This window comes from Streptomyces sp. NPDC028368, assembly GCF_055565615.1.
Genome location: NZ_JBVHTY010000006.1, coordinates 48,234 through 70,769, shown reverse-complemented (window position 1 = coordinate 70,769; position 22,536 = coordinate 48,234). Strand labels below are relative to the sequence as shown.

The window sequence follows — 22,536 nt, the reverse complement described above, 5'->3', positions numbered from 1 at the left end:
TTCAAAGGACCTTGGAGAGAAAGGACTTGGTGCGCTCATGGCGCGGGTTGTCGAGCACCTCGCCGGGCGGGCCCTGCTCGATGATCCGTCCGCCGTCCATGAAGACGACGGTGTCGGCCACCTCGCGGGCGAAGCCGATCTCGTGGGTGACGACGATCATGGTGGTGCCGTGATGTGCCAGGTCCTTGATGACATCGAGGACTTCGCCGACCAGCTCCGGGTCGAGCGCCGAGGTCGGCTCGTCGAAGAGCAGCAGCTTGGGTTCCAGGGCGAGCGCGCGGGCGATGGCGACCCGCTGCTGCTGGCCGCCGGAGAGCCGGCGGGGGTAGGCGTCCGCCTTGTCGGCGAGCCCGACCCTCTTCAGCAGCGTCACCGCGGTCTCGAGGACATCCTTCTTCGGGCGGCGGAGCGCGGAGAGCGGCGCCTCGGTGATGTTCTCCAGGACGGTCAGATGCGGGAAGAGGTGGAAGTTCTGGAAGACGAAGCCGATATCGGTGCGCTGCTTGAGGATCTCGCGTTCGCGCAGCTCGTAGAGCTTGTCGCCGGACCGCTTGTAGCCCACCAGCGCGCCGGCCACGCTCACCGTGCCGCTGTCGACCTTCTCCAGGTGGTTGATGGCGCGCAGCAGGGTGGACTTGCCGGAGCCGGACGGGCCGAGGACGACCGTGACCTCGCCCGTACGGACCTCGAGGTCCACCCCTTTGAGCACCTCGAGCGAACCGAAGCTCTTGTGGACGGAGCGGATCTCGACCATCACGTCGGTGGCTGTGGTCGTGCTCATCGGGTGGCTCCCTTGGCGAAGTGGCGTTCCACGTAGTGCTGGAGGACGGAGAGCACGGTGGTCAGGAGGATGTACCAGGCGGTGGCCACCATCAGCAGGGGCACGACCCGGCCGTTGCGTCCGTAGATGACCTGGACCTGGTAGAAGAGCTCGCCGATCGCCATCACGGAGACGATGGAGGTGCCCTTGAAGAGGGAGATGACCTCGTTGGTGGCGTTCGGCAGGATCGAGCGCATCGCCTGCGGGAGGACGATGCGGCGCAGCTGCCGCAGGCGGGGGATGCCGAGGGCGGCGGCCGCCTCCAGCTGTCCGCCGTCCACGGCGAGCACCCCGCCGCGCACGATCTCGGCGGCGTAGGCGGCCTGGTGGAGCGCGAGGCCGAGCACCGCCGCGCCCATCGCGCCGACCAGCCCCATGGTGTCGAAGTGGAAGAAGCCGGGGCCGAAGGGGATGCCGAAGTCCAGGCGCTTGTAGAGGTAGGCGAGGTTGAACCAGAACAGCAGCTGGACGATGAGGGGGATGGAGCGGAAGGCCCAGATGTAGCCGAAGGCGACCCAGCGCAGGAAGGGGCTGGCGGACAGTCGCATAAAGGCCAACACGATGCCCAGCGCGAAGCCCAGGGCGGTGCCGTAGACGGTCAGCTGAAGGGTGATCCAGACCGCCTTGAGCACCGTCTCGGCGGTGAAGAACTGGGCGAAGACCTCCCATTCCCAGGCCGGGTTGGTGACCAGACCGTGGACGAACTGGGCGATCAGCACCGCTGTCACCGCGATCGCGGCCCAGCGCCAGGGGTGGCGTACGGGGACGACCTCGAGGGCCGCGGGGTCGGCCCGCTCCGGCGGTCCGGCCGCGGCTCGTTCGACGGGGGGATCACTGATCAGCGACATGGGAGTCCTCGAGGGTGCGTGCGGGAACGGGGACGGGGGCCGGCACGGTGGCCTCCTCCCGCAGGAAGGTGAGCAGGGCCCGCGCGGTGGCGTCGTTCTGCCGGAAGGCGGGGGCGTTGGTACGGGGGCGGGCGAAGGCGCCGGCGGAGCGGGCGTCGGTGTGCGGGCCGAGGGCGAAGCGGCGCGGGTGCGGGCGGCCGGACCGGTCCAGGATCCGGGCGTCGCCGGGCGCGACGGCCAGCAGCCCGGCGGTGGTCGCGGCCGCGCCGTCGGCGTGCAGGGCACGCAGCAGGGCGTCGCGGGTGTGCTCGACGGTCGGCTCCGGCAGCCGCGCCTCGACCAGCGCAGCGGCCTCGACCGACTCCCCCGGCACACTGGCGCTCCGCGCGCGGAACACGCCGCGCCGCTCATCGGCGGTGACGGTGGTGTCCGCGCCGAGGAAGCGGACCACCCCGGCCCGGGAGAGCGCGAGCAGCTGCCGCAGCCGCGGCCCCGGCGGCCCGGAGGCGAGATAGCTGAAGAAGCCGTGCCACCAGGGGCCGCGGTCGCCGATCCGTACCAGCTGGCCGTAGACCGACAGCAGCGCGAGGAAGACCGCCAGGTCGGGGCTGTGCCCGGGGTCGTGGCGGCGGGCGAGGTCGGCCTCGATGTAGCCGCGCAGCCCTTCTTGCAGGGCCTCGCCGTCGGGGTAGCGCACGCCGGCCAGCGGATGGTCCAGGGCGTCCAGGTCGAGGCGGTCGGCGGGGTCCGGGACCGCGGCGCTCACCAGGGCCTGGAGTGCGGCGCTGCCGGGGTCGGCGGCGGTGTACTTCTCCTCGAAGTCCGGCCAGTTCATCCGGGTGCGCTCGCGGTGGGCGGTGAACAGCCGGTGGTAGTGGGCGAAGCCCAGCTCCTTGTCGATCAGCGGCCAGACGTCGCGCCGGAAGTCCAGTGCCCCGCTCTCGGCTCCGCTCGAGCGGGGGGATCCCGGTCCGGGGCGGGCGAGCAGCGCGTCGACCTGCTCCGGCCCGAAGAAGCGGGGCACCGGCGGCCGTTCCCCCGCCGGCTCGTAGCCGATTTTGGAGTGGTAGGGCACTCCGCGCCGCGAGCCGACGTGCAGGACGGGCTCGCGTCCCGAGGGCCGGTAGGTCAGTTCGCCGTCGGCGGCGGTGGTGTACGTACCGCCGCGCCCCTCGGTCAGCAGCACCATCAGATCGACGAAGGCCAGCCCGAAGCCGCGCACGATGACCGGCTCGCCGGGGCGCAGCGCGCTCAGATCGGCGTCGGCGGTGAAGGCGGGCGGCAGATGGGTCAGCCCGTGCCGGGCGGCGAAGGCACTCAGCTCCCGTTGCTCCGGTGAGAGTTGAGAGTCCAGGTGGCCCAGGGCCAGCACCACCAGATCGGCGGCGAGCGGCGTCGGGCGCCCCTGGAGCCACACCTCCTGACGGCCGTCGCGCGGCCCGGTGACCCGCAGGGCCTTGCGGCGGTGCTCGTGGACCGCGATGCCCGGCGGCAGCGCGGCCACCGACCGCTCGTACACCCAGCTCAGATACGCGCTCTGCAGCCGCCGGCCGGGGAAGTCGTGCGGTCCGAGCGCGGCGAGGGCGCCGGTGAGGCCGGGCGCGACCGGGATCTCGCCGGCCCGTACCGCGTCGGCCCACTCGGCGAACGAGGGGCCCGGCCGTACCGGGCCGGCCTGCTCCACGCTCTCGTCGGTGAACATGGTGACGTCCTGCGCGGTGGAGTTCATCCACAGCAGCGACGACTGATCCGCGCGCCAGATGCGGCCGCCGCCGGGCGGGTAGGGATCGACGAGGTGCAGGTCAAGGGGCCCGTCGCGGTACAGCTCGGGGGCGTTGGCGGCGATCCGCTCGAGCAGTCCGGTGCCCCGCGGCCCGGCGCCCACGATCACCACGGACGGGCGCGCGGCGGGCGTCATCGGGCACCGGCCGTCCCGCGGGCGTAGTGCCGCTCGAGGTAGTGCTGACCGACGCTGAGCACCGAGGTGACGGCGATGTACCAGAGGGTGGCGACCAGCAGCAGCGGGATGACCTGGTAGGTGCGGTGGTAGACCAGCTGAACGGAGTAGAGCAGGTCTTGGACGGCGATGACGCTCACGATGGAGGTGCCCTTGAGGGTGCCGATCAGCATGTTGCCGGCCGGCGGCACGATCGAGCGCATCGCCTGCGGGAGGACGATGCGGCGCAGCCGCCGCCAGGAGCCGAGCCCCAGCGACTGGGCGGCCTCCAGCTGGCCCTTGTCCACGGAGAGGATGCCGCCGCGGACGACCTCGGTGGCGTAGGCGGCTTCGTGCAGGGTGAGGCCGATGACGGCGATGGTGACCGGGCCGAGCAGGTTGACGGTCTTGATGCCGAGGACCGTCGGGTACAGCGCCCCGATGTTGAACCAGAACAGCAGCTGCACCAGGATCGGCATCGACCGGAAGAGCCAGACATAGCCCCAGCTGACGCCGCGCAGCACGGGGTTGGCCGACAGCCGCATCGTGGCGAGCAGGGTGCCCAGCGCGAATCCCAGCGTCATGACGAGGGCGGTCAGCCACAGGGTGAGGCCCAGGCCGCGCAGTACGGCGGTGGTCAGGAAGTAGTCGGCGACGACGTCCCACTGGAAGGCGTCGTTGCGTACGACGGACAGCGCGGCCAGTGCCGACAGGGTGAGGACGACGGCGGCCGCGGCCCACTGGCCGGTGCGGCGGCGGGGCACGATGCGCGGGATGACGGGGTGGTCCGTACCGGCGGGCGGGGCCAGGGCCGGTTCGGCGAGGGTGTCGGAAGACATGCGAAGGCTCCGTGGATTCAGTGATCGCACACGGGAGTTGAGCGCCTTCACACAGGCGGAACGCGTGACGCAGGACGTAACGCGCGGCACGGATCGCGCCCCTCAGCACGAACCGGCCCTTGAGGCTATGGGGTGAACATGGCTGGTTGTCAAGGCTGTCCACACTGTGAGCGGTGCGATGACACACGGTTGACGCGGAAACGGATGCCTGTTCCACTTAGCCGCATGTATGCATGGCAGCGGCTGGTCACTCGCGACCACATCGACTTCGGTCGTGTGTGGTCCGCGTCCTGTTGAGCTGACCCCCTGCCCTGAAGCCCGCCCCTGAGGCCGGGCCGTTTCGCGGTTCTCCTCCTGTCACCGCGCCTTCACACCTCGCGCCGCCGTCCGGCGCACCTCCCCTCGCCCCACCCGTAGTTCCCCGCCTCACCGCCCCCTGCCCGGATTCCCTCCCCCCGCGTTCCGTCATCCCCCATCCCCCCATGCCCCTGCCCCTGCCCCCCATGCCCCTGCCCCCATTCCCTCGGCCCGCTCAGAGAAGGGCGCGGTATGCGCTTCGGCGTCATGACTTTGATCGACAACGTCCCGGACGCGCTGTCCGGACGCCTCCTTTCCCCCTCCGAACGCCTCCGCGAGGTCGTCGAACTCGCGGTCCTGGCAGAGGAGTTGGGGTTTGATGCCTTCGGTGTCGGAGAACGGCACGGCCCGCCGTTCCTGTCCAGCTCGCCCCCGGCGGTGCTGGGCGCGATCGCCGCCCGCACCCATCGCATCCGGCTGTTCACCACCGTCACGGTGCTCTCCACCCTCGATCCGGTACGGGTCGCCGAGGACTACGCCACCGTCGACCAGCTCTCCGGCGGCCGCCTGGAGCTGACCATCGGCAAGGGCAACGCCCCCGAACCCTGGCATCTCTTCGGCCGCGATGTGGCCGACCAGTACGCGCTCCAGGAAGAGAACTACGAGCTGCTGCGGCGACTGTGGAGCGAGGAGAAGGTCACCTGGTCCGGCCGCTTCCGGCCACCGCTCGACGGCGTGACCGCCCTCCCCCGCCCCTACCAGCAGCCGCCCACCATCTGGCACGGCAGCGCCACCAGCGAACGCTCGGTGGAGCTGGCCGCGCTGTGGGGCGACCCGCTCTTCGCCGCCAACGCCATCCAGCCGGTGGCCAATTACGCCAAACTGATCGACCACTACCGCGACCGCTGGGAGGACTACGGCCACGACCCTTCGGCCGCCCTGGTCGGCTCCGGCGGCATTCTCTACGCCGCCTCCGACGACCACACCGCCCGCCGGGAGTTCGCGCCGTACTACGAAACGGCCGTCGCCGCCCGCGACGTCCCCGGGAACAACACCCCGTTCCGCACCCTGGACGACGCCGCCGACCACGGCCCGATGCTCGTCGGCTCCCCGGAGCGGATCACCGACAAGATCCTCCAGCAGCACTACGCCTACGGCCATGCCCTGCAGTTCTTCTCCGTGGAGAGCGCCGGACTGCCCTTCCACCGCAAGGCCGAGGTGCTGCGGCTGACGGCGGCCGAGGTGCTGCCGCAGCTGCGCGCGGAGCTGCCCGACCCGCTGTCGTGGCCCGCCGCCCCCGCTCCCCCGCCCGCACCGCTCGCCACGGAGGCCGCCCGGTGACCACCTTGCCCCGGCGGCTGCCCGCGACCTTGCCCACGGCCGGTCCGACGGTGCTGCACACCACCGTCACCGACCCGCTCGCCCGGCCCCTCCTCGAAGAACTCACCTACGAATACAGCACCCGCTACGAGCGTCCCGTCGACCTTGCCCTGGAGTACCCGGCGGCGGAGTTCACCGCGCCGCGGGGCGCGTTTCTGCTGCTCCTGGTGGACGGCGAACCGGTCGCCGGGGGCGCGTACCGCCGCTACGACGCACGGACCGCCGAGCTCAAACGCATCTGGACGCACTCCGCGCACCGCCGGCGCGGCCTGGGCCTGCAGGTCCTCGAGGCCCTGGAGCGGGAGGCCGCCGACCGCGGCTACACCCGCGTCTATCTGACGACCGGTCCGCGCCAGCCGGAGGCCAAGGGCCTGTATCTGGCCGCGGGCTACCGCGCCCTGTTCGACCTGACCGCCGCCCCGGAGTCCATCGGCCCGCTGCCGTTCGAAAAGTATCTGAAGCATCCACCGGAGCCCCCGGAGCGCCCAGAGCATCAGGAGAACCCGCGTCCATGACCAGACCCACGCCCCGCGCCACCGTGCTGCGCGCCGCCGCCCTCCTGGCCACCGCGGTCCTCGCGCTCACCGCCTGCGGCTCGGGCGATCCGGCGGCCGACGGCGCGGCGGGACCGGCGGCCGCCAGGATCCCGGCCACGGACGTCGTCTCGGGCATCAAGAAGGACCCGGCCGCCGCCAAGCTGCTCCCCGCCGACGTCCGCAAACGCGGCACCCTCTCCCTCGCCACCAGCGTCGGCACCCCGCCCGGCGCCACCTATCTGGCCGACGGCAAGACCCTGGCCGGCCAGGACGTCGACTTCGCGGACGCGGTCGCCAAGGTCCTCGGTCTCCGGCTCCGGCGCGAGGTGGCGAGCTTCGAGGCGATCCTGCCCGCCCTGGGCAGCGGCAAATACGACCTGGGCACCGGCAACTTCGGCGTCACCGACGAGCGCCGCAGGACCATCGATTTCGTCACCTACATCAATGACGGCCAGGGCTTCGCGGTCCGCAAGGACAGCCCGCTGAAGAAGGTCACCTCGCTGCGGCAGCTGTGCGGGCTGACGGTCGCCACCGGGGCGGGCACCACCTTCGAGGCGACGCTGGAGGAGAGCCGGCACCTGTGCAAAGAGGCGGGCAAGAAGCCGTACGACGTGAAGACCTACGCCGATCAGGGCCCGCTGTGGATCTCGCTGCAACAGGGCCGCTCCGATGTGGTGATGAGCACCATCAACGGCCTGCGCTACGCGGTGAAACAGCAGCAAGGGCTGCGGTTCCTCAATGAGTTCAAGCGGCTGGACGTCGGCTTCGCGTTCAAGAAGGGGACGCCGCTGGCGCCCGCCGTACAGGCCGCGGTGAACCGGCTGAAGAAGGACGGGAGTTACGGCCGGATCCTGAAGAAGTGGGGCACCGGCCCCTCGGCGATCAGGACCTCACAGATCAGCCCGCCGGAGATCCGGTGACCTGACGGGGCGGGGCGGCCGCCCATGGACACAGTCCGCCCGCCCCGCCCCGCTCGGCAGCGACCGCCACGGGCGGCATGCTCCGCCCCTCGGAGTCCGCCACCGCCGCCCCTTCTCGCCCGGCACGTCCGGCACGTCTTTCTCACCCTGCGCACGCTTCTCCCCTTGCTCGCCCTTCCCCTCCGGCGCCACAGCCTCCCTCTGTGACGGGGTGCGAAGGTGCCCCGGATCCGCGGACCGGCGTCACCGACGGGCACCAGCGGGCTCCCGGCGTTGGTCAACGGCCCTTCGGCGGGACATCGGCCCTGGTCCCACGCCGGAACCGACCCCAAGGTTGGATTCCGGGCCCCGTGACCACTTGTCGACATCACCGCCCGTACCGACCGTGATGTCCATCGCACTGTCAGTTTCTTGCCGGGGCGCGGGAACTGACGCCACGCCACCCTCTTTGCACCAGATGTGTCACGAACCCCCCGTGCGGCGGCTATCCACTTGGCACACCCTCCGCATCATGGACGACGATAGGGGGCGGAACACGGAGAGACGGAACACCACCGCGGGTGAGAGGAGGCGTCAATGGGATCGGTACGCAAGGCGAGTGCCTGGCTTGGCCTCGTCGACGACAACGATGACGAGCGCTACTACGACGACGACTACGCCGAGGGACCCGAGTCCGCCGCGCCGGCCGACTCCTGGGTGACCGACCCCCGGGTGCGGGTGGCCGGCCGGACCGCCCAGGACCAGGGCACCCGCATCGCCACCGTCGCCCCCGAGGGCTTCGGCGACGCCCGTGGCATCGGCGAGCTCTTCCGGGCGGGTGTCCCGGTGATCGTCAACCTGACGGCCATGGACCCCGCCGACGCCAAGCGCGTGGTGGACTTCGCGGCGGGCCTGATCTTCGGCCTGCGCGGTTCGATCGACCGTGTGGCCACCCGGGTGTTCCTGCTCACCCCGCCCGACTACAAGGTCGTCAGCGGCGGGGCGGACGGCCATCGCAACGGCGGGTTCTTCAACCAGAGCTAGCGGGCAGGGATGCTCACCGGAAGGCGTCCAGCCCGGTGAGCGCCTTGCCCAGCACCAGCTGGTGCATCTCGACGGTGCCCTCGTAGGTCAGCACCGATTCGAGATTGGTGGCATGCCGCATGACGGGGTACTCCAGCGAGATCCCGTTGGCGCCCAGGATCGTCCGGGCGGTGCGGCAGATCTCGATGGCCTCACGCACATTGTTGAGCTTGCCGAAGCTGATCTGCTCGGGGCGCAGCCGTCCCGCGTCCATCCGCAGTCCCAGGTGATGGGCCAGCAGAATCCCCTTGTGCAGCTCGACGGCCATATCGGCGAGCTTGGCCTGGGTGAGCTGGAAGCCGCCGATGGGGCGGTCGAACTGTTCGCGTGTCTTCGCGTAGTCCAGCGCCGCCTCGAAGCTGGCGCGTGCCGCGCCCATGGAGCCCCAGACGATGCCGTACCGGGCGTGGCTCAGACAGCTGAGCGGCCCGCGCAGCCCGGTGACCTCGGGAAGGACGGCGTCGGCCGGCAGCCGTACGTCGTCCATGACGAGTTCGCTGGTCACCGAGGCACGCAGGGACCACTTGTGCTTGATCTCGGGAGCCGAGAAGCCCGGGGTGCCGGTGGGTACGACGAAGCCGCGGATGCCGTCGTCGGTGCGGGCCCAGACCACCGCGACCCCGGCCACCGTCCCGTTGGTGATCCACATCTTGCGCCCGTTGAGCACCCAGTCCCCGCCGTCCTTCTTGGCGTAGGTCCGCATGCCCGCCGGGTCCGAGCCATGGTCCGGCTCGGTCAGGCCGAAGCAGCCGATGACCTCGCCGGCCGCCATCCGCGGCAGCCACTGCTGCTTCTGGTCCTCGGAGCCGAAGCGCCAGATCGCGTACATGGCGAGCGAGCCCTGGACGGAGACCAGGGAGCGGATGCCGGAGTCGGCGGCCTCCAGCTCCAGGCAGGCCAGGCCGTACTGGACGGCGGAGGCGCCCGCGCAGCCGTAGCCGGTCAGGGACATGCCGAGTGCGCCGAGGGAGCCCAGTTCGCGGGCGAGATCGCGGATGCCGGGGAGTTCGCCGCGCTCGTACCAGTCGGCGATGTCCGGCAGGACGCGGTCGGCGGCCCACTGCCGGACGGTGCCGCGGACGGCGCGGTCCTCGTCGGTGAGCAGATCGTCGAGGCCCAGCGGGTCGCCCGGGTCGAACGGCGGGAGCTTCGAGGACGGCGTTGCGGACATGCGGGACCTCCGGCAGGTTCAGCGCTCGCGCGTAAAACTAGCAGTGGTAGTTATTGCCGGTCCGAAGGTACGGCCCCGGGCGCCACCCGGGCAAGGGCCCGCTCCGCACGGCGGGGCGCGGGAGCGGGAGGTGGCGGGGAGGTCAGCGGCCGGAGCTCGCGGGAGCCGGTTCGCTGTCGCAGCCGGCGCCCGTCGCGTGGTCACCCGCGGCGGCCTCGCCCTCGGCGCGCTCCGTGGATTCGGCGGCCCGGCGCGGCAGGCGCAGCGCGATGCCCGCACCGACCAGCAGCAGTACGGCGCTGGCGACGAGAGTGACATGCAGCCCGTGGACGAAGGAGTCCCGGGCCGCCTCGCGCAGCGCGGCCTTGGCGGAGCGGCCGAGGTCGGCGGCCACCTTGTACGCCTCGCCGAGCGAATGCGACGCGGCGCCGGAGGCGTGGGCGGACACGCCGTCGACATGGGCGAGGCCGGGCGCATAGGCGGCGTTCATCACGCTGCCGAGCAGGGCGACACCGATGCCCGCGCCGAGCTGGTAGGAGGTCTCCCCGATGGCGGCGGCGCCGCCCGCCTGCTCGGCGGGCGCCTCGCTGAGCATGGACTCGTACGCCCCGAACAGCGTGGACTGGAAGCCGAAGCCGAGCAGGACGAAGCCCAGGGAGAGCAGCCAGGGGCGGTCCTGACTGCTCATCATCGTCAGGCACAGCACCGCGACGGCGGTCAGGGTGAAGCCGAGCGAGACCATGGCGCGCGGCCCGAGGGCCTGCAGCATCTTCGAGCCGGTCAGGCCCGCGGCCATGGCGGAGAACACCAGCGGCAGCATCCGTACGCCGGTCTGCAGGGGGCTCAGCCCGAGGACGAGCTGGAGGTACTGGACGGCGATCAGCTGCAGGCCCACCAGGGCGAGCATGGCCAGCACGATGCACCCGACGGAGGTGCCGAACGCGGGGCGGGCGAAGAGCCGCATATCGATCAGCGGATGCTCGCGGCGGTGCTGGCGGCGTACGAAGAGGATCAGCAGCAGGGTGCCGACGACGATCGGGCCGAGTGTGGTCAGGCTCAGGACGGCCGTGCCGCCGCCGATGCGCTTGACCCCCAGGACGATGCCCAGCACCCCGAGCGCCGCGATGACCGCGCCGACGACGTCCCAGGGGCCGTTGCGCTCGCCCCGCGACTCCGGCAGCAGCCAGCGCCCTATGAGGAGCATCGCGGCCATCATCGGGATGTTGATGAGGAAGACCGAGCCCCACCAGAAGTTCTCGACGAGGAAGCCGCCCAGGACCGGGCCGACGGCGGCGCCGACCGCGGCCACCGCGCTCCAGACGCCGATGGCGACCGCGCGTTCGCGCCGGTCGGGGAAGACCTGGCGCAGGATCGACAGCGTCGCGGGCATGATCATCGCGCCGCCGATGCCGAGCAGCGCACGGGCCGCCATCAGGGTCTGCGGGTTGGGTGCCAGCGCCGCGGCGGCGGAGGCCAGGCCGAAAAGGCCGTAGCCCAGAAGGAGGACGCGGCGGCGCCCGACGCGGTCGCCGAGCGTGCCGAAGAGGATCAGCAAGGACGCCGCTATCAGGGGATAGACATCGACGATCCACAGCAGCTCGACCGGTCCCGGCCGCAGGTCCTCGGTGACGGAGGGCACGGCCACGTAAAGGATCGTGGTGTCCAGCGCGACGAAGAGCAGGCTGACGCAGAGCACGATCAACACGGTCCAGCGGTTCGCCCCGTCGCGTGAAAGCCGGGTGACACCAGCCGTCCGTCCGCTGCCGGACGCGGTCGTCCCGGACATGCAGTTCCTCCTGTCATGCTCTCGCGGCCGTGAATCGGGGCGCGAGAACGCCCCGGGGAAACCGGCGGCACGGGCGAGTTGAGACGTCAGACTACGCGAGTCACCCAGCGTGCCGCGTGTCCCACCTCACGGTGAGACGCTCATCGCAGCGCCTGGCGTTCCCCCCACCCGCACCGACCGTCGTTCTTCAGCCACCTGGATAATCGTCCGAATGAACGATCTTGCCTCCGCCGCGGTTCCCGGCCGGACCTGCACCGCGCCCGCCGTGGCGGCCGCGCTGCGCCGCGTCGCGCCCGCGCTGGCGGTGTACGCGGCGATCCGGCTGCTGGGCGTGGCCGTGCTCGCCCTCTGGTCGTCGGCGAACGGCAAGGACTGGCACACCCTGCTGACCGCCCGCTGGGACTCGCTCTGGTACACCCGGGTCGCCGAGCAGGGCTACGGCTACACCGTCCACCTGGCCAACGGCGATGTGCACTCCAACCTGGCCTTCTTCCCACTGCTGCCATGGCTGGAGCGGGGGCTGTCGACGATCTCGCCGCTGTCGCCCGCCGATGCCGGGCTGGCGGTGGCCTGGTCGGCGTCGCTGCTCGCGGCCTGGGCGCTGTACGCGACCGGCGAGCGGCTGCACGGCCCGCGGGCCGGTGTGGCACTGGCCGCGCTGTGGGCCGCGCTGCCGGTCGGGATCGTGCAGTCGATGGCGTACTCGGAGTCGCTGTTCACCGCTCTCGCGGCCTGGGGCGTGTACTGCGTACTGACCGGGCGCTGGGTATCGGCGGGCGTGCTGGCCTCGCTCGCCGGGCTGACCCGGCCGGTGGGCGCCGCGGTCGTCGCGGCCGTGTGGATCGCCGCGGCGGTGACGGTGTGGAACGAACGGGCCGCGGGAGTACGGCTGCGCACGGCGCTGCGCACCCACCCGGGCATGCTCGCGGGCGTGCTGCTCGCGCCGCTCGGCTGGTGCGGCTACTTCCTGTGGGTGGGCGCGCGGCAGGACAGCCTCACCGGCTATCTGGACGTCCAGGGCGGCTGGGGCAACGGCTTCGACGGCGGCCTCGCCTTCGCCCGCTTCCTCTGGCAGCTGCCGCTCCCTGCCGGGCTGGGCCTGCTGGCCGGTGTCGCGCTGGTGATCTGGCTGTATGTGCACGGCGTACGGCAGGGACCGCCGGTGCCGCTGGCGGTGTACGGCGGCGTGGTCCTGCTGCTGGCGCTGACCGCCAAGGGCTACTTCGGCTCCAAGCCCCGGCTGATGATGCCCGCCTACCCGCTGTTGCTGCCGCTCGCGGCGGGGCTCGCGAAGTGGCGGCCGGTGCGGTCCTGGCTGGTCGTCGGGCTGGTCGCGGCCGGTTCGGCGGTCTACGGGGCCTTCTGGCTGAACGGGTCCGGCCCTCCGTGACGGGTGCATGATCGGTCTCGTGAGCGGAAGATCTCCCTCCGTGAACCCCCGTGAAGGGAAACTTCCCGCGACGCCCGGGAAAATCGGAGATAAACTCCTCCGGAGAAAAGCAGATAAGCACTCATGGTGACGACACGCGGGCGTCCGTAGGAGAATCGGAAACGCGCCGAATTCGCTTCCAAATCCCGGCGGCGAAGCCGCGCTTGAGACCCATTCCACATCACATCGTCATTACAAAGCTCACAGTTTGACCAAGCGCCTACATCACACGCGGTAACGTCGATTGAGTGCGTACCGATGACAAGCTCGACCAGATGGAGGAGCGCCCGACCGATCGCGTTCAACCGCCCCCGATGACCCGGACCCGCCTGTGGCTGTTCGGCGGCACGCTGGCGGTGTACATCGCGATCGTGGTCGGAGTGCTGGCCTCTACATGGCTGGTCACCTTCGACTGGCAGGTCATGTTCTTCCGGCCTTACAAGCAATGGCCGGAGATCCACGCCTTCCTCGACTACTTCGTGGTGCTCGGCCAGCGCGGCCCGACCGCGGTGGCGGTGGCGGCCTGGCTGGGCTGGCGCTGCTGGCGCCAGCGCAACCTCCACCCGCTGCTGGTGCTGGGCGCCTCTCTGCTGCTGCTGAACATCACGGTGGGCGCCGCCAAGATCGGTATGGGCCGGCTCGGTCCGCACTACGCGACGACGGTCGGCTCCAATGACATGTGGCTGAACGGCGATATATTCCCGTCGGGTCACACCGCGAACGCCGTGGTCACCTGGGGCGTGCTGGCCTACCTGGCGACCACCCCGCTGCGCCGCCGCACCCTGTCGCTGATCGCCGCACTCGGCGCTCTGGGCGTCGGCATGACCACCGTCTACCTCGGTACGCACTGGGTCAGCGATGTGCTGCTCGGCTGGGCCGCGGGCCTGCTGGTGCTGCTGGCGATGCCCTGGCTGGAGCCCGGGATCACCTGGGTGGAGGACCGCCTCATGGGCATCCTTCTGCGGCTGTGGCTGCGGCTGCGGCCCGGCTCGCTGCGCGGCCCGCTGCCGGTCGGCGCGCTGGCCCCCGGGGTCTCCCGCCAGCGGGTGGCCCCCGACGGCGAGGTGCTGGTCCGCGAGACCATCGGCGCCGGCACCGGCGGCCGCGCCGGCACCCGCCCCCAGGACGGCTGGCCGCACCACCCCTCGCGCCCGTACACCCTCCGCTCCGAGCGCTCACCGGTCACCCCGGCGGGCAGCCGGCGGCCCCCGCACGCGGACCGCGTCCCGCGCACCGCACCGCTGAGCCCGACCTCCGGGCGCGGCCACAACGGGACCGGCTGACCGCCGCACAGCCGCGGGGCCGGTACGCACACCCGCTGCCCCGCGCCGAAGGCCCCGGCCGCTCCTCGCGAGCGGCCGGGGCCTTCGTCTGCGCACGGGGCGTCAGCCCTGCCAGCTGCGGTGCACCTGGCCGTCCTTCACCTCGAAATTGAGCCGGCCGACGAGGTATTCCATGGTGATGATCGCGCCCGGCGCCAGCGACCGGACACTCGTCCAGCCGCGCTCTCGGGCCCGCTCCTCGGCGTCCTGCTGTGCGAGGCCGACATAGGCCTCGATGTCGTCCTGGGGTTCGTTCGGGAGATCTGGTACGGGTGCCATGACAGCCACCGTAGGTGCCCGCGCCGATGCGCGGAAGGCCCGTCCGGCGCACGTTCCGGTGTCTGTCCGGTACTTCATTGGTCACACTTGTGTCACAGCCAAGGCTGGTGCGTTTGCGGTAACTTCCGTCACCCGTACGCGCCGGGTGATGCCGCAACCGGGTGGAAAACAAAGCGGCCTGAATTCCCCCTTGATCAGATGTAAATCGGGGTGCGGGCACAACGCCCGGGATCGGCCGGCGTCCGGAAATTCATCCCGCACCGGGCGGGGATTCCGCATACCCGAGGCCAATTACCAGCCGCCGGGAAATTGTCCAACGAGACACACTCCACACACATTTCCCGCACATCGCCCCGCAGGCGGGCACCCGGCCCGCGGCTGTCCGGGCGCACCACGGCCCGAACGCGACGGCCACCGCCTCCTGCCTCAGGCGCCGTACGTCATTCCCGCCCCTCCGGGCCCGCGACCCGTATCGCCAGGTCGTTGTCGAGCGTGTAGTACGGGCCGATCCTGACCTGTCCGGCGGCGGCCCGGACCGGGAGCGCGGGATAGCTGAAGACCTGCTTCTTGTCCGGTACGTCGTCCAGGAGGCGGGCGATGCGCACCGGCGGGGCGCCCGCGGCGGGGCGCAGCCACAGGTCCCACGGTTCGTTGCCGTGCCGCCAGCCGCCCGCCAGCTCCTCGTAGGGCAGCGTGAAGGTGAAGTCGGAGCCCTCGATGGTCAGCGGGGCGGTGACGGTGGCCTTCCGGGCGCCGTCGCCCGTAGAGGTGCGGCGGGCGCGTGCCTCGGCCTGGGCGCCGGCCGCCGGGGACGCCCCGTAGAGCCGGCCGGAGACCGTCAGGCCGTCGGGTGCCACCAGGATGTCGCCGGCCTCCGCGTGCGGGCCGCGCAGCCAGCTGCGCAGCGCGAGATTGCCGAATTTGGTGGCGTACGGGATGCGCACGCCGAGCCGGCCGATGCCCGCCAGCGGGCGGCGGTCCACCAGGGAGCGCAGGTCGTTGACGCCCGGCAGCAGGCGCCGCGGGTCGTGTCCGTCGCCCAGGTCCGCGTAGGCGTTCCAGCGGCCCTCGGCGAGCGCGACGGTGCTGGGCAGCACGGCGCGCAGCCGCCCGGAGCCGTTCGGTCCGAGCGGCAGCCGCACCTCGTCGTCGGCGCCGTCGCCGCCGCGCAGCCGCAGCACCAGGGCGGCGTTCCAGGAGACGTGGGTGTCACCGGGGGTGTTCAGGTCGAAGGTGAGGCCGCCCGCGGAGTCGGCTATGCAGTCGGCCCGCAGCTCCACCGGGTCGGCTGCCGGAACCTTGGGTTCCTGATCGATGGCCGGATGCTCCTTCGTCGTGGGCGGTTCGGGTGTGCGGGAGGTGGTCGTGGGCGGCCGCGTCGGGGCGTTCATGCCGTACGCACCCCGCTCGTCGCGGCACGGGCCGCGTCCTTGGTGGCATAGGCGCCGCTGAGCAGCGCACCGCGGGTGCGGTGCCAGGCGCCGCGCAGGCGGTTGCCCCGACGGCGCGCGAGCAGCTCCTCGAAGAGCGATTCGTAGCGTCCGGCGACCATGGCGGGGTCGAAGCGGCCGGACGCGGCGAGCGCGGCGCGGCCCATCCGCTTGCGGGCGTCGTCGTCGTTGATCAGGTCCAGCAGCGAGGCGGCCAGCGCCGGCGGATTGCCGACCGGCACCAGCTTGCCGTCCACCCCGTCGTCGATGATCTCGCCGGGCCCGTGCGGACAGTCGGTGGCGACCACCGGCAGGCCGCAGCGCATCGCCTCCACGATCGTCATCCCGAAGGATTCGAGGCTGGAGGAGACCGCGGCGATGGAGCCCTTGGCCCACTCGGGCTCCAGCGGGTTGGCCGGGCCCATCAGGAAGACATGGTTGTACAGGCCGAGTTCATCGATCAGGGCGCGCAGCGCGGCCTTCTCGGCGCCGCCGCCGTAGATCCGCAGCCGCCAGTCGGGGCGTGCGGCGGCGACCTCGGCGAAGGCCCGGATGAGGATGTCGTAGCGCTTGACGCGGGCGAGCCGGCCGGCCGCGACGACCCACTTGCCGCTGCCGTCGGCGGGTCGCAGGCCGGGCGCGGGCACGCTGTTGGGCACCGCCTCGACGCGGACACCGGGCAGCCGCAGCGTGCGGCGGTAGGCGCGGGCGTCGGCCTCGGTGACGGTGGTGACCGCGTCCAGCCGCGGATAGGCGCCGCGCAGCGCCAGCTTGAGGGGCCGGGAGTGGGTGTCCAGGGTGAGGTGCTCCTGGCCTATGCGCACCGGGCCGCGGCGGGCCTGCCGGGCGATGTGGACGTTCAGTCCGGGCCGGGTGCCGACCACCACGTCCGCCTCGGTCCGGCGCAGATGCTGGGCGATACGGCGGTCGGTCAGCTCGCTGTACTGGGCGAAGCGGCCCTCGGCGGCGGGGAAGACCTTGGCGGGGCGGTGGTGGGCCGGGTCTTCGCCGTCGTAGCCGGGGCTGGTCTCCCTGATGTCCACGAGGTGCCGCAGCGTGACACCGGCTCCGAGGTCGAAGACCGGGGTGTCGCGGTGGCGCAGTACGGAGACGATCTCGACGTCGTGCCGCTCGGCCAGCGTACGGGCGAGGTTGAACGTCGTCCGGATCGTCCCCCCGATCCCGTACGCGTTGTGAATCAGGAATGAGATGTGCATCCGCCCCGTGTCCCCTGGTCTTTCGGTCGTGCCTGGTCTCCCCGCGGACCACGCCGCGCGCCCCCCGGCGGCATCGCGTGTCCCACTGCTGAACGGTAGGACCGCGAAAAGGGGTTCCGGGTTTAGGGCTTTCGCCAAGTTGTTCCGAAAAAGTTAGGTCATCGGTAGCAACGTCAGGGAACCTGCGGGCCGTGGATCACATCCCCCGCCACAGTTCCGCGGCGGCGGACGGGCTGAGGTGCGCGGCAGCGCGCAGCCACCGCGCCGCCGCCCCGGACGGGGGAAGCTCGTCCAGCGGGTCGGGGCGCGGGATGTACGACGTGCCGCTGAGCCTGTAGCGCTTGGCGCACACCGGCCAGGCGCGCCAGCCCTGGGAGGCGAGGACCTTCTCGGCGACCGCGATCTGCTCGTCGCGGGTGGCGAGATCGGCACGCCGCGCGAAGTCGAGGCCGCCGTAGCCCTTCCAGGTGCGCCGCCCGAACTGGAGGCCGCCGTAATAGCCGTTGCCGGTGTTGGCCTTCCAGTTACCGCCGCTCTCGCACTTGGCGACGCAGCCCCACGGCCACTGGTCGTCGGCGCAGGCGTACTTGTCCGCCGCGCCGCCGTCCCGTCCCGCGGGGCGCGGCTCCATGGCGGATGCGCCGCCGGGCAGACACAGGAGCAGGGCCGTGGCCGCCGCGGTGAGCAGCCCCGCGGCGGCCACGCGGCGCCGCGGCGCCGGAAAGTGGTCGGACATGGCCGGTCACGCTAAGCGGCCGCCCCCCGAGGACCCCTGCGCCGCGCCCGTGGCGCCGCTCACTCCACCCGGTCCGGTGTACGAAAAGCAGCCATCTGCGCCACATTCGATGCGCATTTCACCGCAAATATTGATCGCATGCGACCGTTTTGGGAACACATTCCGCTGTTCTTCCCTGTGCGTCGATTGGTTCGATTCTGTTCCCGCCCGCGCGTGACTCCGGCCGCAGGTCACCCGTTGTCCTTGTACGAGCCGGGAGACCGCCCGGCAGCCGCTCAGAGATCGAGGAGCCACCCGTGCCGCGCATGCTCGACGTCAGCAACGACGTTCGCGCCGAGATCGGCGACGAAGAAGCCGACCGCCTGCTGGCCGGTGGCGACGCCCCCGGCAGCTATGACTGCACCTCCTGCCGCACCCCCGGCGACAGCGAGCAGGAGCGCACCAGCACCGTCCTGTTCGTGGGCGAGGAGACGGCGGTGCTCGCGTTCGCGCACGCCACCTGCATTCCCTCGCAGGTCGTCCCGGTGTCGGAAGAACAGCTCAAGGGAGCCGTACGCTCCATCACCGGCGAGGACGCCGCCGCCCGCACCCCCGCGTCACAGCCCGGCCCGGCCCCCGCCGGCGAACGCCAGGCGACTTTGGGGATCACCTGCGGCCTGGTGCTGATCGAGGGCGAGCTGCGCCCGGCGCTGGTCGTCGAGCCCAACGGCCCGATCGCCCGCCCCGGTTCGACGAGCATGCAGGACGACTTCCTCCCGCTGCTGCGGGAGCAGGGCTTCGGCAACGTCACGGACATGAACCAGCTCCCCGCACCCAACCCGGGCTGGTCCGCGCTGCTCGCCATGGGCAAGCTGCACGCCGTGCTGCAGCCGGGCGCCGCAGGCAGCCAGGCCGCCTGGTGGCAGGCCCATCAGCCGCTGGCGGTCTCCGACGGCTGGCGCGCCGCGGCCAACAAGGCACAGACCGTGCTGATGTACGCCGCCCCCGCGGGCACCATCGGCCACCAGCCGCGTGAGGACCTGATGCGCCAGGCGCTGGAGCAGGCCGCCACACAGGGCGTCCTGGTGGCCGCGGCGATGCCGCTGGCCGGCACCTGAGCCGAGCGGCACACCGATCGCGGGAGCGGCACCGCCTGATGGGCGGTATTGCCCCCGCGATCAGCCATTTCCGGCCGAAAGCCGCATCCCACGAGCATCAAGGTCGTTGGCACATACGTGCACGCATACGACCCCTCCTCCCGCGCCCAGTACCCCCACCCGATCCCCGGAATGCGCCCGTCGCACGAGCCCGGGGCGACGCACACCGCGAACCGCGCCTCGGCCACGCCGATCTACGACGCGCTGTACGCCGAGTACCGCCGCTCCTTCAGGGCTCTGCCCGGGGACCGTACGGACGAGGCGGAGCTCCCGGAATCGCTGCGCGGCAACGGGAACTGGGGCCGTACGACGGCGTCGACGGGCCACTGGGAGGTCGTGGGCCGGCAGCCGTACCACCCACGGGGGCATGTCCCGGCGGCGCTGCCGCCGGGACAGCGCGACGCCCGGTCGCAGGGGCACTGAACCCCCGCCACCGGCCCGCCGCCGCTTCTTGCGGCTACTTCTTCTTGGTGCCGCGCTTCTCGCGCACCCGCACCGAGATGTGGATCGGCGTCCCGTCGAAGCCGAACTCCTCGCGCAGCCGACGCTCGACGAAGCGGCGGTAGCCGGCCTCCAGGAAGCCGGAGGCGAAGAGGACGAACCGCGGGGGCTTGGTGCCGGCCTGGGTGCCGAAGAGGATGCGGGGCTGCTTGCCGCCACGGATCGGGTGCGGGTGGGAGGCCACGATCTCGCCGAGGAAGGCGTTCAGCCGTCCGGTCGGGATCCGGGTCTCCCAGCCGGCCAGCGCGGTCTCGATCGCCGGGACCAGCTTCTCCATGTGGCGGCCGGTGCGCGCGGAGACGTTGACCCGCATCGCCCACGGGATCTGCACGAGGTCCCGCTCGATCTCCCGCTCCAGGTAGAAGCGGCGCTCCTCGTCGAGGGTGTCCCACTTGTTGTACGCGATGACCAGGGCGCGTCCGGCCTCCACGGCCATCGTGATGATCCGCTGGTCCTGCACGCTGATGGATTCGCTGGCGTCGATCAGGATGACCGCGACCTCGGCCTTCTCCACGGCCGCCGCGGTGCGCAGCGAGGCGTAGTAGTCGGCGCCTTCCTGGAGGTGCACCCGGCGGCGGATACCGGCGGTGTCCACGAACTTCCAGGTCTTGCCGCCGAGTTCGATCATCTCGTCGACCGGGTCGCGGGTGGTGCCGGCGATCTCGTTGACGACCACCCGCTCCTCGCCGGCGACCTTGTTCAGCAGCGAGGACTTGCCGACGTTCGGGCGGCCGATCAGCGCGATCCGGCGGGGGCCGCCGAGGGCCGCGCCGAAGGTCTGCGCGGGCGCCTCGGGAAGCGCTTCCAGCGCGGCGTCGAGCATGTCGCCGGTGCCGCGGCCGTGCAGCGCGGAGATGGGGTGCGGCTCGCCGAGACCCAGCGACCACAGCATGGAGGCGTCGGCCTCACCCGAGGGGCCGTCGACCTTGTTGGCGACCAGGACCACGGGCTTGCCGGAGCGGCGCAGCAGCTTGACGACGGCCTCGTCGGTGTCGGTCGCGCCGACCTTGGAGTCCACTACGAAGACGACCGCGTCGGCGGCTTCGATGGCGAACTCGGCCTGCATCGCCACGGAGGCGTCGATGCCGAGGACGTCCTGCTCCCAGCCGCCGGTGTCGACGACCTTGAAGCGGCGGCCGTTCCAGTCGGCCTCGTAGGTGACGCGGTCGCGGGTGACGCCCGGCTTGTCCTCGACGACCGCCTCACGGCGGCCGATGATGCGGTTCACCAGGGTCGACTTGCCGACATTGGGGCGGCCGATGACGGCGAGGACGGGCAGCGGGCCATGGCCGGCCGCGGCGATGTCGCCCTCGACCTCCTCGGGGTCGAAGCCCTCTTCCGCGGCGAGCTCCATGAACTCCGCGTACTCGGCGTCGCCAAGCGCACCGTGCTCGTCGCCGGTGTGGATCTGGTCGTTCATGAAGTCCGTTCCTCGTTCATCATCATCGGTGGGCCGCACATACGCAGCCCACTACTCAAGTGTGGGTCAGCGCCCGGTCAGGCGCCTGGCCTCCGCCAGGTGGGCGGTCAGCCGCTCCTGGATCCGTACGGTCGCCTCGTCCAGCGCCTTACGGGTGCGCCGCCCGCTCCCGTCGCCCGCCTCGAAGGCGTCACCGAAGACGACGTCGACGCGCCCGCGCAGCGCGGGTACGGCGTGGTGCAGCCGGCTCTTGCGGTCGGTGCTGCCGAGCACCGCGACGGGCACGACCGAGGCCCCGGAGCGCACCGCGAAGTACGCAAGACCGGCCCGCAGCGACGCGAAATCGCCCTCGCCGCGGGTGCCCTCGGGGAAGATCCCCAGTACGCCGCCGCGCTCCAGCACCCCGAGCGCGTCGGTGATCGCCTTGCGGTCGGCGGCGCTGCGGTCGACCTTCAGCTGGCCGATGCCCCGCAGGAACGGGTCCAGCGGGCCGACGAAAGCTTCCTTCTTGATCAGGAAGTGCACCGGCCGCGGCGCGGTGCCCATCAGCATCGGGCCGTCGATGCCGTGCGAGTGGTTGACGGCGAGGATCACCGGACCCGCGGACGGGACGCGCCAGGCGCCCAGCACCCGCGGCTTCCACAGCCCGTACATCAGGCCGATGCCGATCCGCCGGCCGACCGCGGCGCCCGCCGGGCTCGGCGCCTTGCCGCTCTCGGTCACCGGGCGGCCCGTCCCGCCTTTTCGGCGCTCGCGCCCTCGATGAGAGTCACCACACACTCGATGACCTGCTCCAGGGTCAGGTCGGTGGTGTCCACCTCGACGGCGTCGTCCGCCTTGGCCAGCGGGGAGGTCTTACGGGAGGAGTCGGCGGCGTCCCGCTTGATCAGTGCCTCGCGGGTGGCGGCCAGGTCGGTGGCCTCCTTGCCCTTGAGCTCACCGCTGCGGCGGGCCGCGCGGGCCTCGGCGGAAGCGGTCAGGAAGACCTTCAGGTCGGCGTCAGGCAGGACCGTTATGCCGATGTCGCGGCCCTCGACCACGATGCCGTTCGGGGCCTCGGCGGCGATGGAGCGCTGCAGGTCGGTGATCCGGGCGCGCACCTCGGGGACCGCGCTGACCGCGCTGACCGCGGCGGTGACCTCCTGGGTGCGGATCGGGCCCGCGGCGTCCAGGCCGTCGACCGAGATGGTCGGGGCGGCCGGGTCCGTACCGGAGACGATCTGGGGCTTGGCGGCGGCGTCGGCCACGGCGGTGGCGTCATTGACGTCGATGCCGTTGGACAGCATCCACCACGTGATCGCGCGGTACTGGGCGCCGGTGTCGAGGTAGCCGAGGCCCAGCTTGGCGGCGACGGCCTTGGACGTGCTGGACTTGCCCGTGCCTGCGGGGCCGTCGATGGCGACAATCACTGCAGCCGGGGCGGTCCGGGCGGCGGTTTCCACGGTGACGAACACCTTTCCTGTACACGGGG

At 71.7% G+C, this 22,536-nt stretch carries 21 protein-coding genes; 8 read left to right on the top strand and 13 right to left on the bottom strand.

All coding sequences use genetic code 11. The annotated features are described in order from the left end of the window. Nucleotide 1 precedes the first annotated feature (1 nt). Genes ACZ4S3_RS15510 through ACZ4S3_RS15495 form a run of 4 tightly spaced genes read right to left on the bottom strand, consistent with a single transcriptional unit; the run spans nt 2 to nt 4,443 of the window. Nucleotides 2–781: an amino acid ABC transporter ATP-binding protein gene (locus tag ACZ4S3_RS15510; RefSeq protein WP_467932801.1), complete on the bottom strand. Its 780-nt coding sequence runs from the start codon at nt 779–781 to the stop codon at nt 2–4. Then, the gene (locus ACZ4S3_RS15505) at nt 778–1,668 is read right to left on the bottom strand and encodes an amino acid ABC transporter permease (protein WP_467932797.1); all 891 of its coding nucleotides are present in this window, start codon (nt 1,666–1,668) and stop codon (nt 778–780) included. Before ACZ4S3_RS15505 ends, ACZ4S3_RS15510 begins: the two co-directional genes overlap by 4 nt. After that, nucleotides 1,652–3,586 (bottom strand): FAD/NAD(P)-binding protein, encoded by a 1,935-nt coding sequence (locus tag ACZ4S3_RS15500; protein ID WP_467932792.1) that lies wholly within the window; start codon nt 3,584–3,586, stop codon nt 1,652–1,654. The genes ACZ4S3_RS15505 and ACZ4S3_RS15500 overlap by 17 nt, the downstream gene beginning before the upstream one ends. Then, nucleotides 3,583–4,443 carry an amino acid ABC transporter permease gene (locus tag ACZ4S3_RS15495; protein ID WP_467932788.1) on the bottom strand — a complete coding sequence of 287 codons (861 nt, stop codon included), beginning with the start codon at nt 4,441–4,443 and terminating at the stop codon, nt 3,583–3,585. Before ACZ4S3_RS15495 ends, ACZ4S3_RS15500 begins: the two co-directional genes overlap by 4 nt. A gap of 549 nt (nt 4,444–4,992) precedes the next feature. Here ACZ4S3_RS15495 and ACZ4S3_RS15490 point away from each other — a divergent pair. The 4 genes from ACZ4S3_RS15490 to ACZ4S3_RS15475 all read left to right on the top strand — a co-directional run bounded on the left by ACZ4S3_RS15490 (nt 4,993) and on the right by ACZ4S3_RS15475 (nt 8,599). Next, nucleotides 4,993–6,081: an LLM class flavin-dependent oxidoreductase gene (locus tag ACZ4S3_RS15490; RefSeq protein ID WP_467932784.1), complete on the top strand. Its 1,089-nt coding sequence runs from the start codon at nt 4,993–4,995 to the stop codon at nt 6,079–6,081. Then, nucleotides 6,078–6,635: a GNAT family N-acetyltransferase gene (locus tag ACZ4S3_RS15485; RefSeq protein WP_467932780.1), complete on the top strand. Its 558-nt coding sequence runs from the start codon at nt 6,078–6,080 to the stop codon at nt 6,633–6,635. Before ACZ4S3_RS15490 ends, ACZ4S3_RS15485 begins: the two co-directional genes overlap by 4 nt. Next, a complete protein-coding gene (locus ACZ4S3_RS15480; protein ID WP_467932775.1) occupies nt 6,632–7,576 on the top strand; it encodes an ABC transporter substrate-binding protein in 945 nt (314 codons plus the stop codon). The genes ACZ4S3_RS15485 and ACZ4S3_RS15480 overlap by 4 nt, the downstream gene beginning before the upstream one ends. 576 nt (nt 7,577–8,152) lie before the next feature. Next, on the top strand, nt 8,153–8,599 hold the full coding sequence (locus ACZ4S3_RS15475) for a cell division protein SepF (protein ID WP_467932771.1): 447 nt from the start codon (nt 8,153–8,155) through the stop codon (nt 8,597–8,599). A gap of 13 nt (nt 8,600–8,612) precedes the next feature. Here the strand turns inward: ACZ4S3_RS15475 and ACZ4S3_RS15470 are convergent, their stop codons facing one another. Together ACZ4S3_RS15470 and ACZ4S3_RS15465 are read right to left on the bottom strand one after the other, a co-directional pair. Beyond that, nucleotides 8,613–9,809 (bottom strand): acyl-CoA dehydrogenase family protein, encoded by a 1,197-nt coding sequence (locus ACZ4S3_RS15470; protein WP_467932770.1) that lies wholly within the window; start codon nt 9,807–9,809, stop codon nt 8,613–8,615. A gap of 142 nt (nt 9,810–9,951) precedes the next feature. After that, entirely contained in the window at nt 9,952–11,595 is a 1,644-nt protein-coding gene (locus tag ACZ4S3_RS15465; RefSeq protein ID WP_467932767.1) for an MFS transporter, read from the bottom strand. A 211-nt stretch (nt 11,596–11,806) separates the two neighbouring features. Here ACZ4S3_RS15465 and ACZ4S3_RS15460 point away from each other — a divergent pair, with 211 nt between their 5' ends. Then, a complete protein-coding gene (locus ACZ4S3_RS15460; protein ID WP_467932762.1) occupies nt 11,807–12,985 on the top strand; it encodes a hypothetical protein in 1,179 nt (392 codons plus the stop codon). Nucleotides 12,986–13,272: 287 nt separating this feature from the next. Then, nucleotides 13,273–14,307: a phosphatase PAP2 family protein gene (locus ACZ4S3_RS15455; protein ID WP_467932759.1), complete on the top strand. Its 1,035-nt coding sequence runs from the start codon at nt 13,273–13,275 to the stop codon at nt 14,305–14,307. Between the two features lie 102 nt (nt 14,308–14,409). Here ACZ4S3_RS15455 and ACZ4S3_RS15450 read toward each other — a convergent pair whose 3' ends face one another. The 4 genes from ACZ4S3_RS15450 to ACZ4S3_RS15435 form a co-directional block, all read right to left on the bottom strand. Beyond that, nucleotides 14,410–14,625, bottom strand: coding sequence for an I78 family peptidase inhibitor (locus ACZ4S3_RS15450; protein WP_467932755.1), 216 nt, complete (start codon nt 14,623–14,625; stop codon nt 14,410–14,412). 440 nt (nt 14,626–15,065) lie between these two features. Next, nucleotides 15,066–16,016 carry a hypothetical protein gene (locus ACZ4S3_RS15445; protein ID WP_467932750.1) on the bottom strand — a complete coding sequence of 317 codons (951 nt, stop codon included), beginning with the start codon at nt 16,014–16,016 and terminating at the stop codon, nt 15,066–15,068. Beyond that, nucleotides 16,013–17,272, bottom strand: coding sequence for a glycosyltransferase family 4 protein (locus tag ACZ4S3_RS15440; protein WP_467932746.1), 1,260 nt, complete (start codon nt 17,270–17,272; stop codon nt 16,013–16,015). The genes ACZ4S3_RS15445 and ACZ4S3_RS15440 overlap by 4 nt, the downstream gene beginning before the upstream one ends. A 196-nt stretch (nt 17,273–17,468) precedes the next feature. Further along, a complete protein-coding gene (locus ACZ4S3_RS15435) occupies nt 17,469–18,008 on the bottom strand; it encodes a transglycosylase family protein (RefSeq protein ID WP_467932742.1) in 540 nt (179 codons plus the stop codon). 296 nt (nt 18,009–18,304) lie between these two features. Here ACZ4S3_RS15435 and ACZ4S3_RS15430 point away from each other — a divergent pair, with 296 nt between their 5' ends. Together ACZ4S3_RS15430 and ACZ4S3_RS15425 are read left to right on the top strand one after the other, a co-directional pair. Beyond that, complete coding sequence (locus tag ACZ4S3_RS15430) at nt 18,305–19,105, top strand: hypothetical protein (protein WP_467932737.1); 801 nt, start codon at nt 18,305–18,307, stop codon at nt 19,103–19,105. A 117-nt stretch (nt 19,106–19,222) separates the two neighbouring features. Beyond that, a complete protein-coding gene (locus ACZ4S3_RS15425; RefSeq protein ID WP_467932733.1) occupies nt 19,223–19,567 on the top strand; it encodes a hypothetical protein in 345 nt (114 codons plus the stop codon). A gap of 34 nt (nt 19,568–19,601) precedes the next feature. Here ACZ4S3_RS15425 and der read toward each other — a convergent pair whose 3' ends face one another. The 3 genes from der to cmk form a co-directional block, all read right to left on the bottom strand. Then, nucleotides 19,602–21,065, bottom strand: a complete 1,464-nt coding sequence (gene der / locus ACZ4S3_RS15420) for a ribosome biogenesis GTPase Der (RefSeq protein ID WP_467932729.1) — start codon at nt 21,063–21,065, stop codon at nt 19,602–19,604. A 66-nt stretch (nt 21,066–21,131) separates the two neighbouring features. Next, a complete protein-coding gene (locus ACZ4S3_RS15415) occupies nt 21,132–21,788 on the bottom strand; it encodes a lysophospholipid acyltransferase family protein (protein ID WP_467932725.1) in 657 nt (218 codons plus the stop codon). Continuing rightward, nucleotides 21,785–22,507, bottom strand: coding sequence for a (d)CMP kinase (gene cmk / locus ACZ4S3_RS15410; RefSeq protein ID WP_467932721.1), 723 nt, complete (start codon nt 22,505–22,507; stop codon nt 21,785–21,787). Before cmk ends, ACZ4S3_RS15415 begins: the two co-directional genes overlap by 4 nt. Nucleotides 22,508–22,536: the final 29 nt, after the last annotated feature.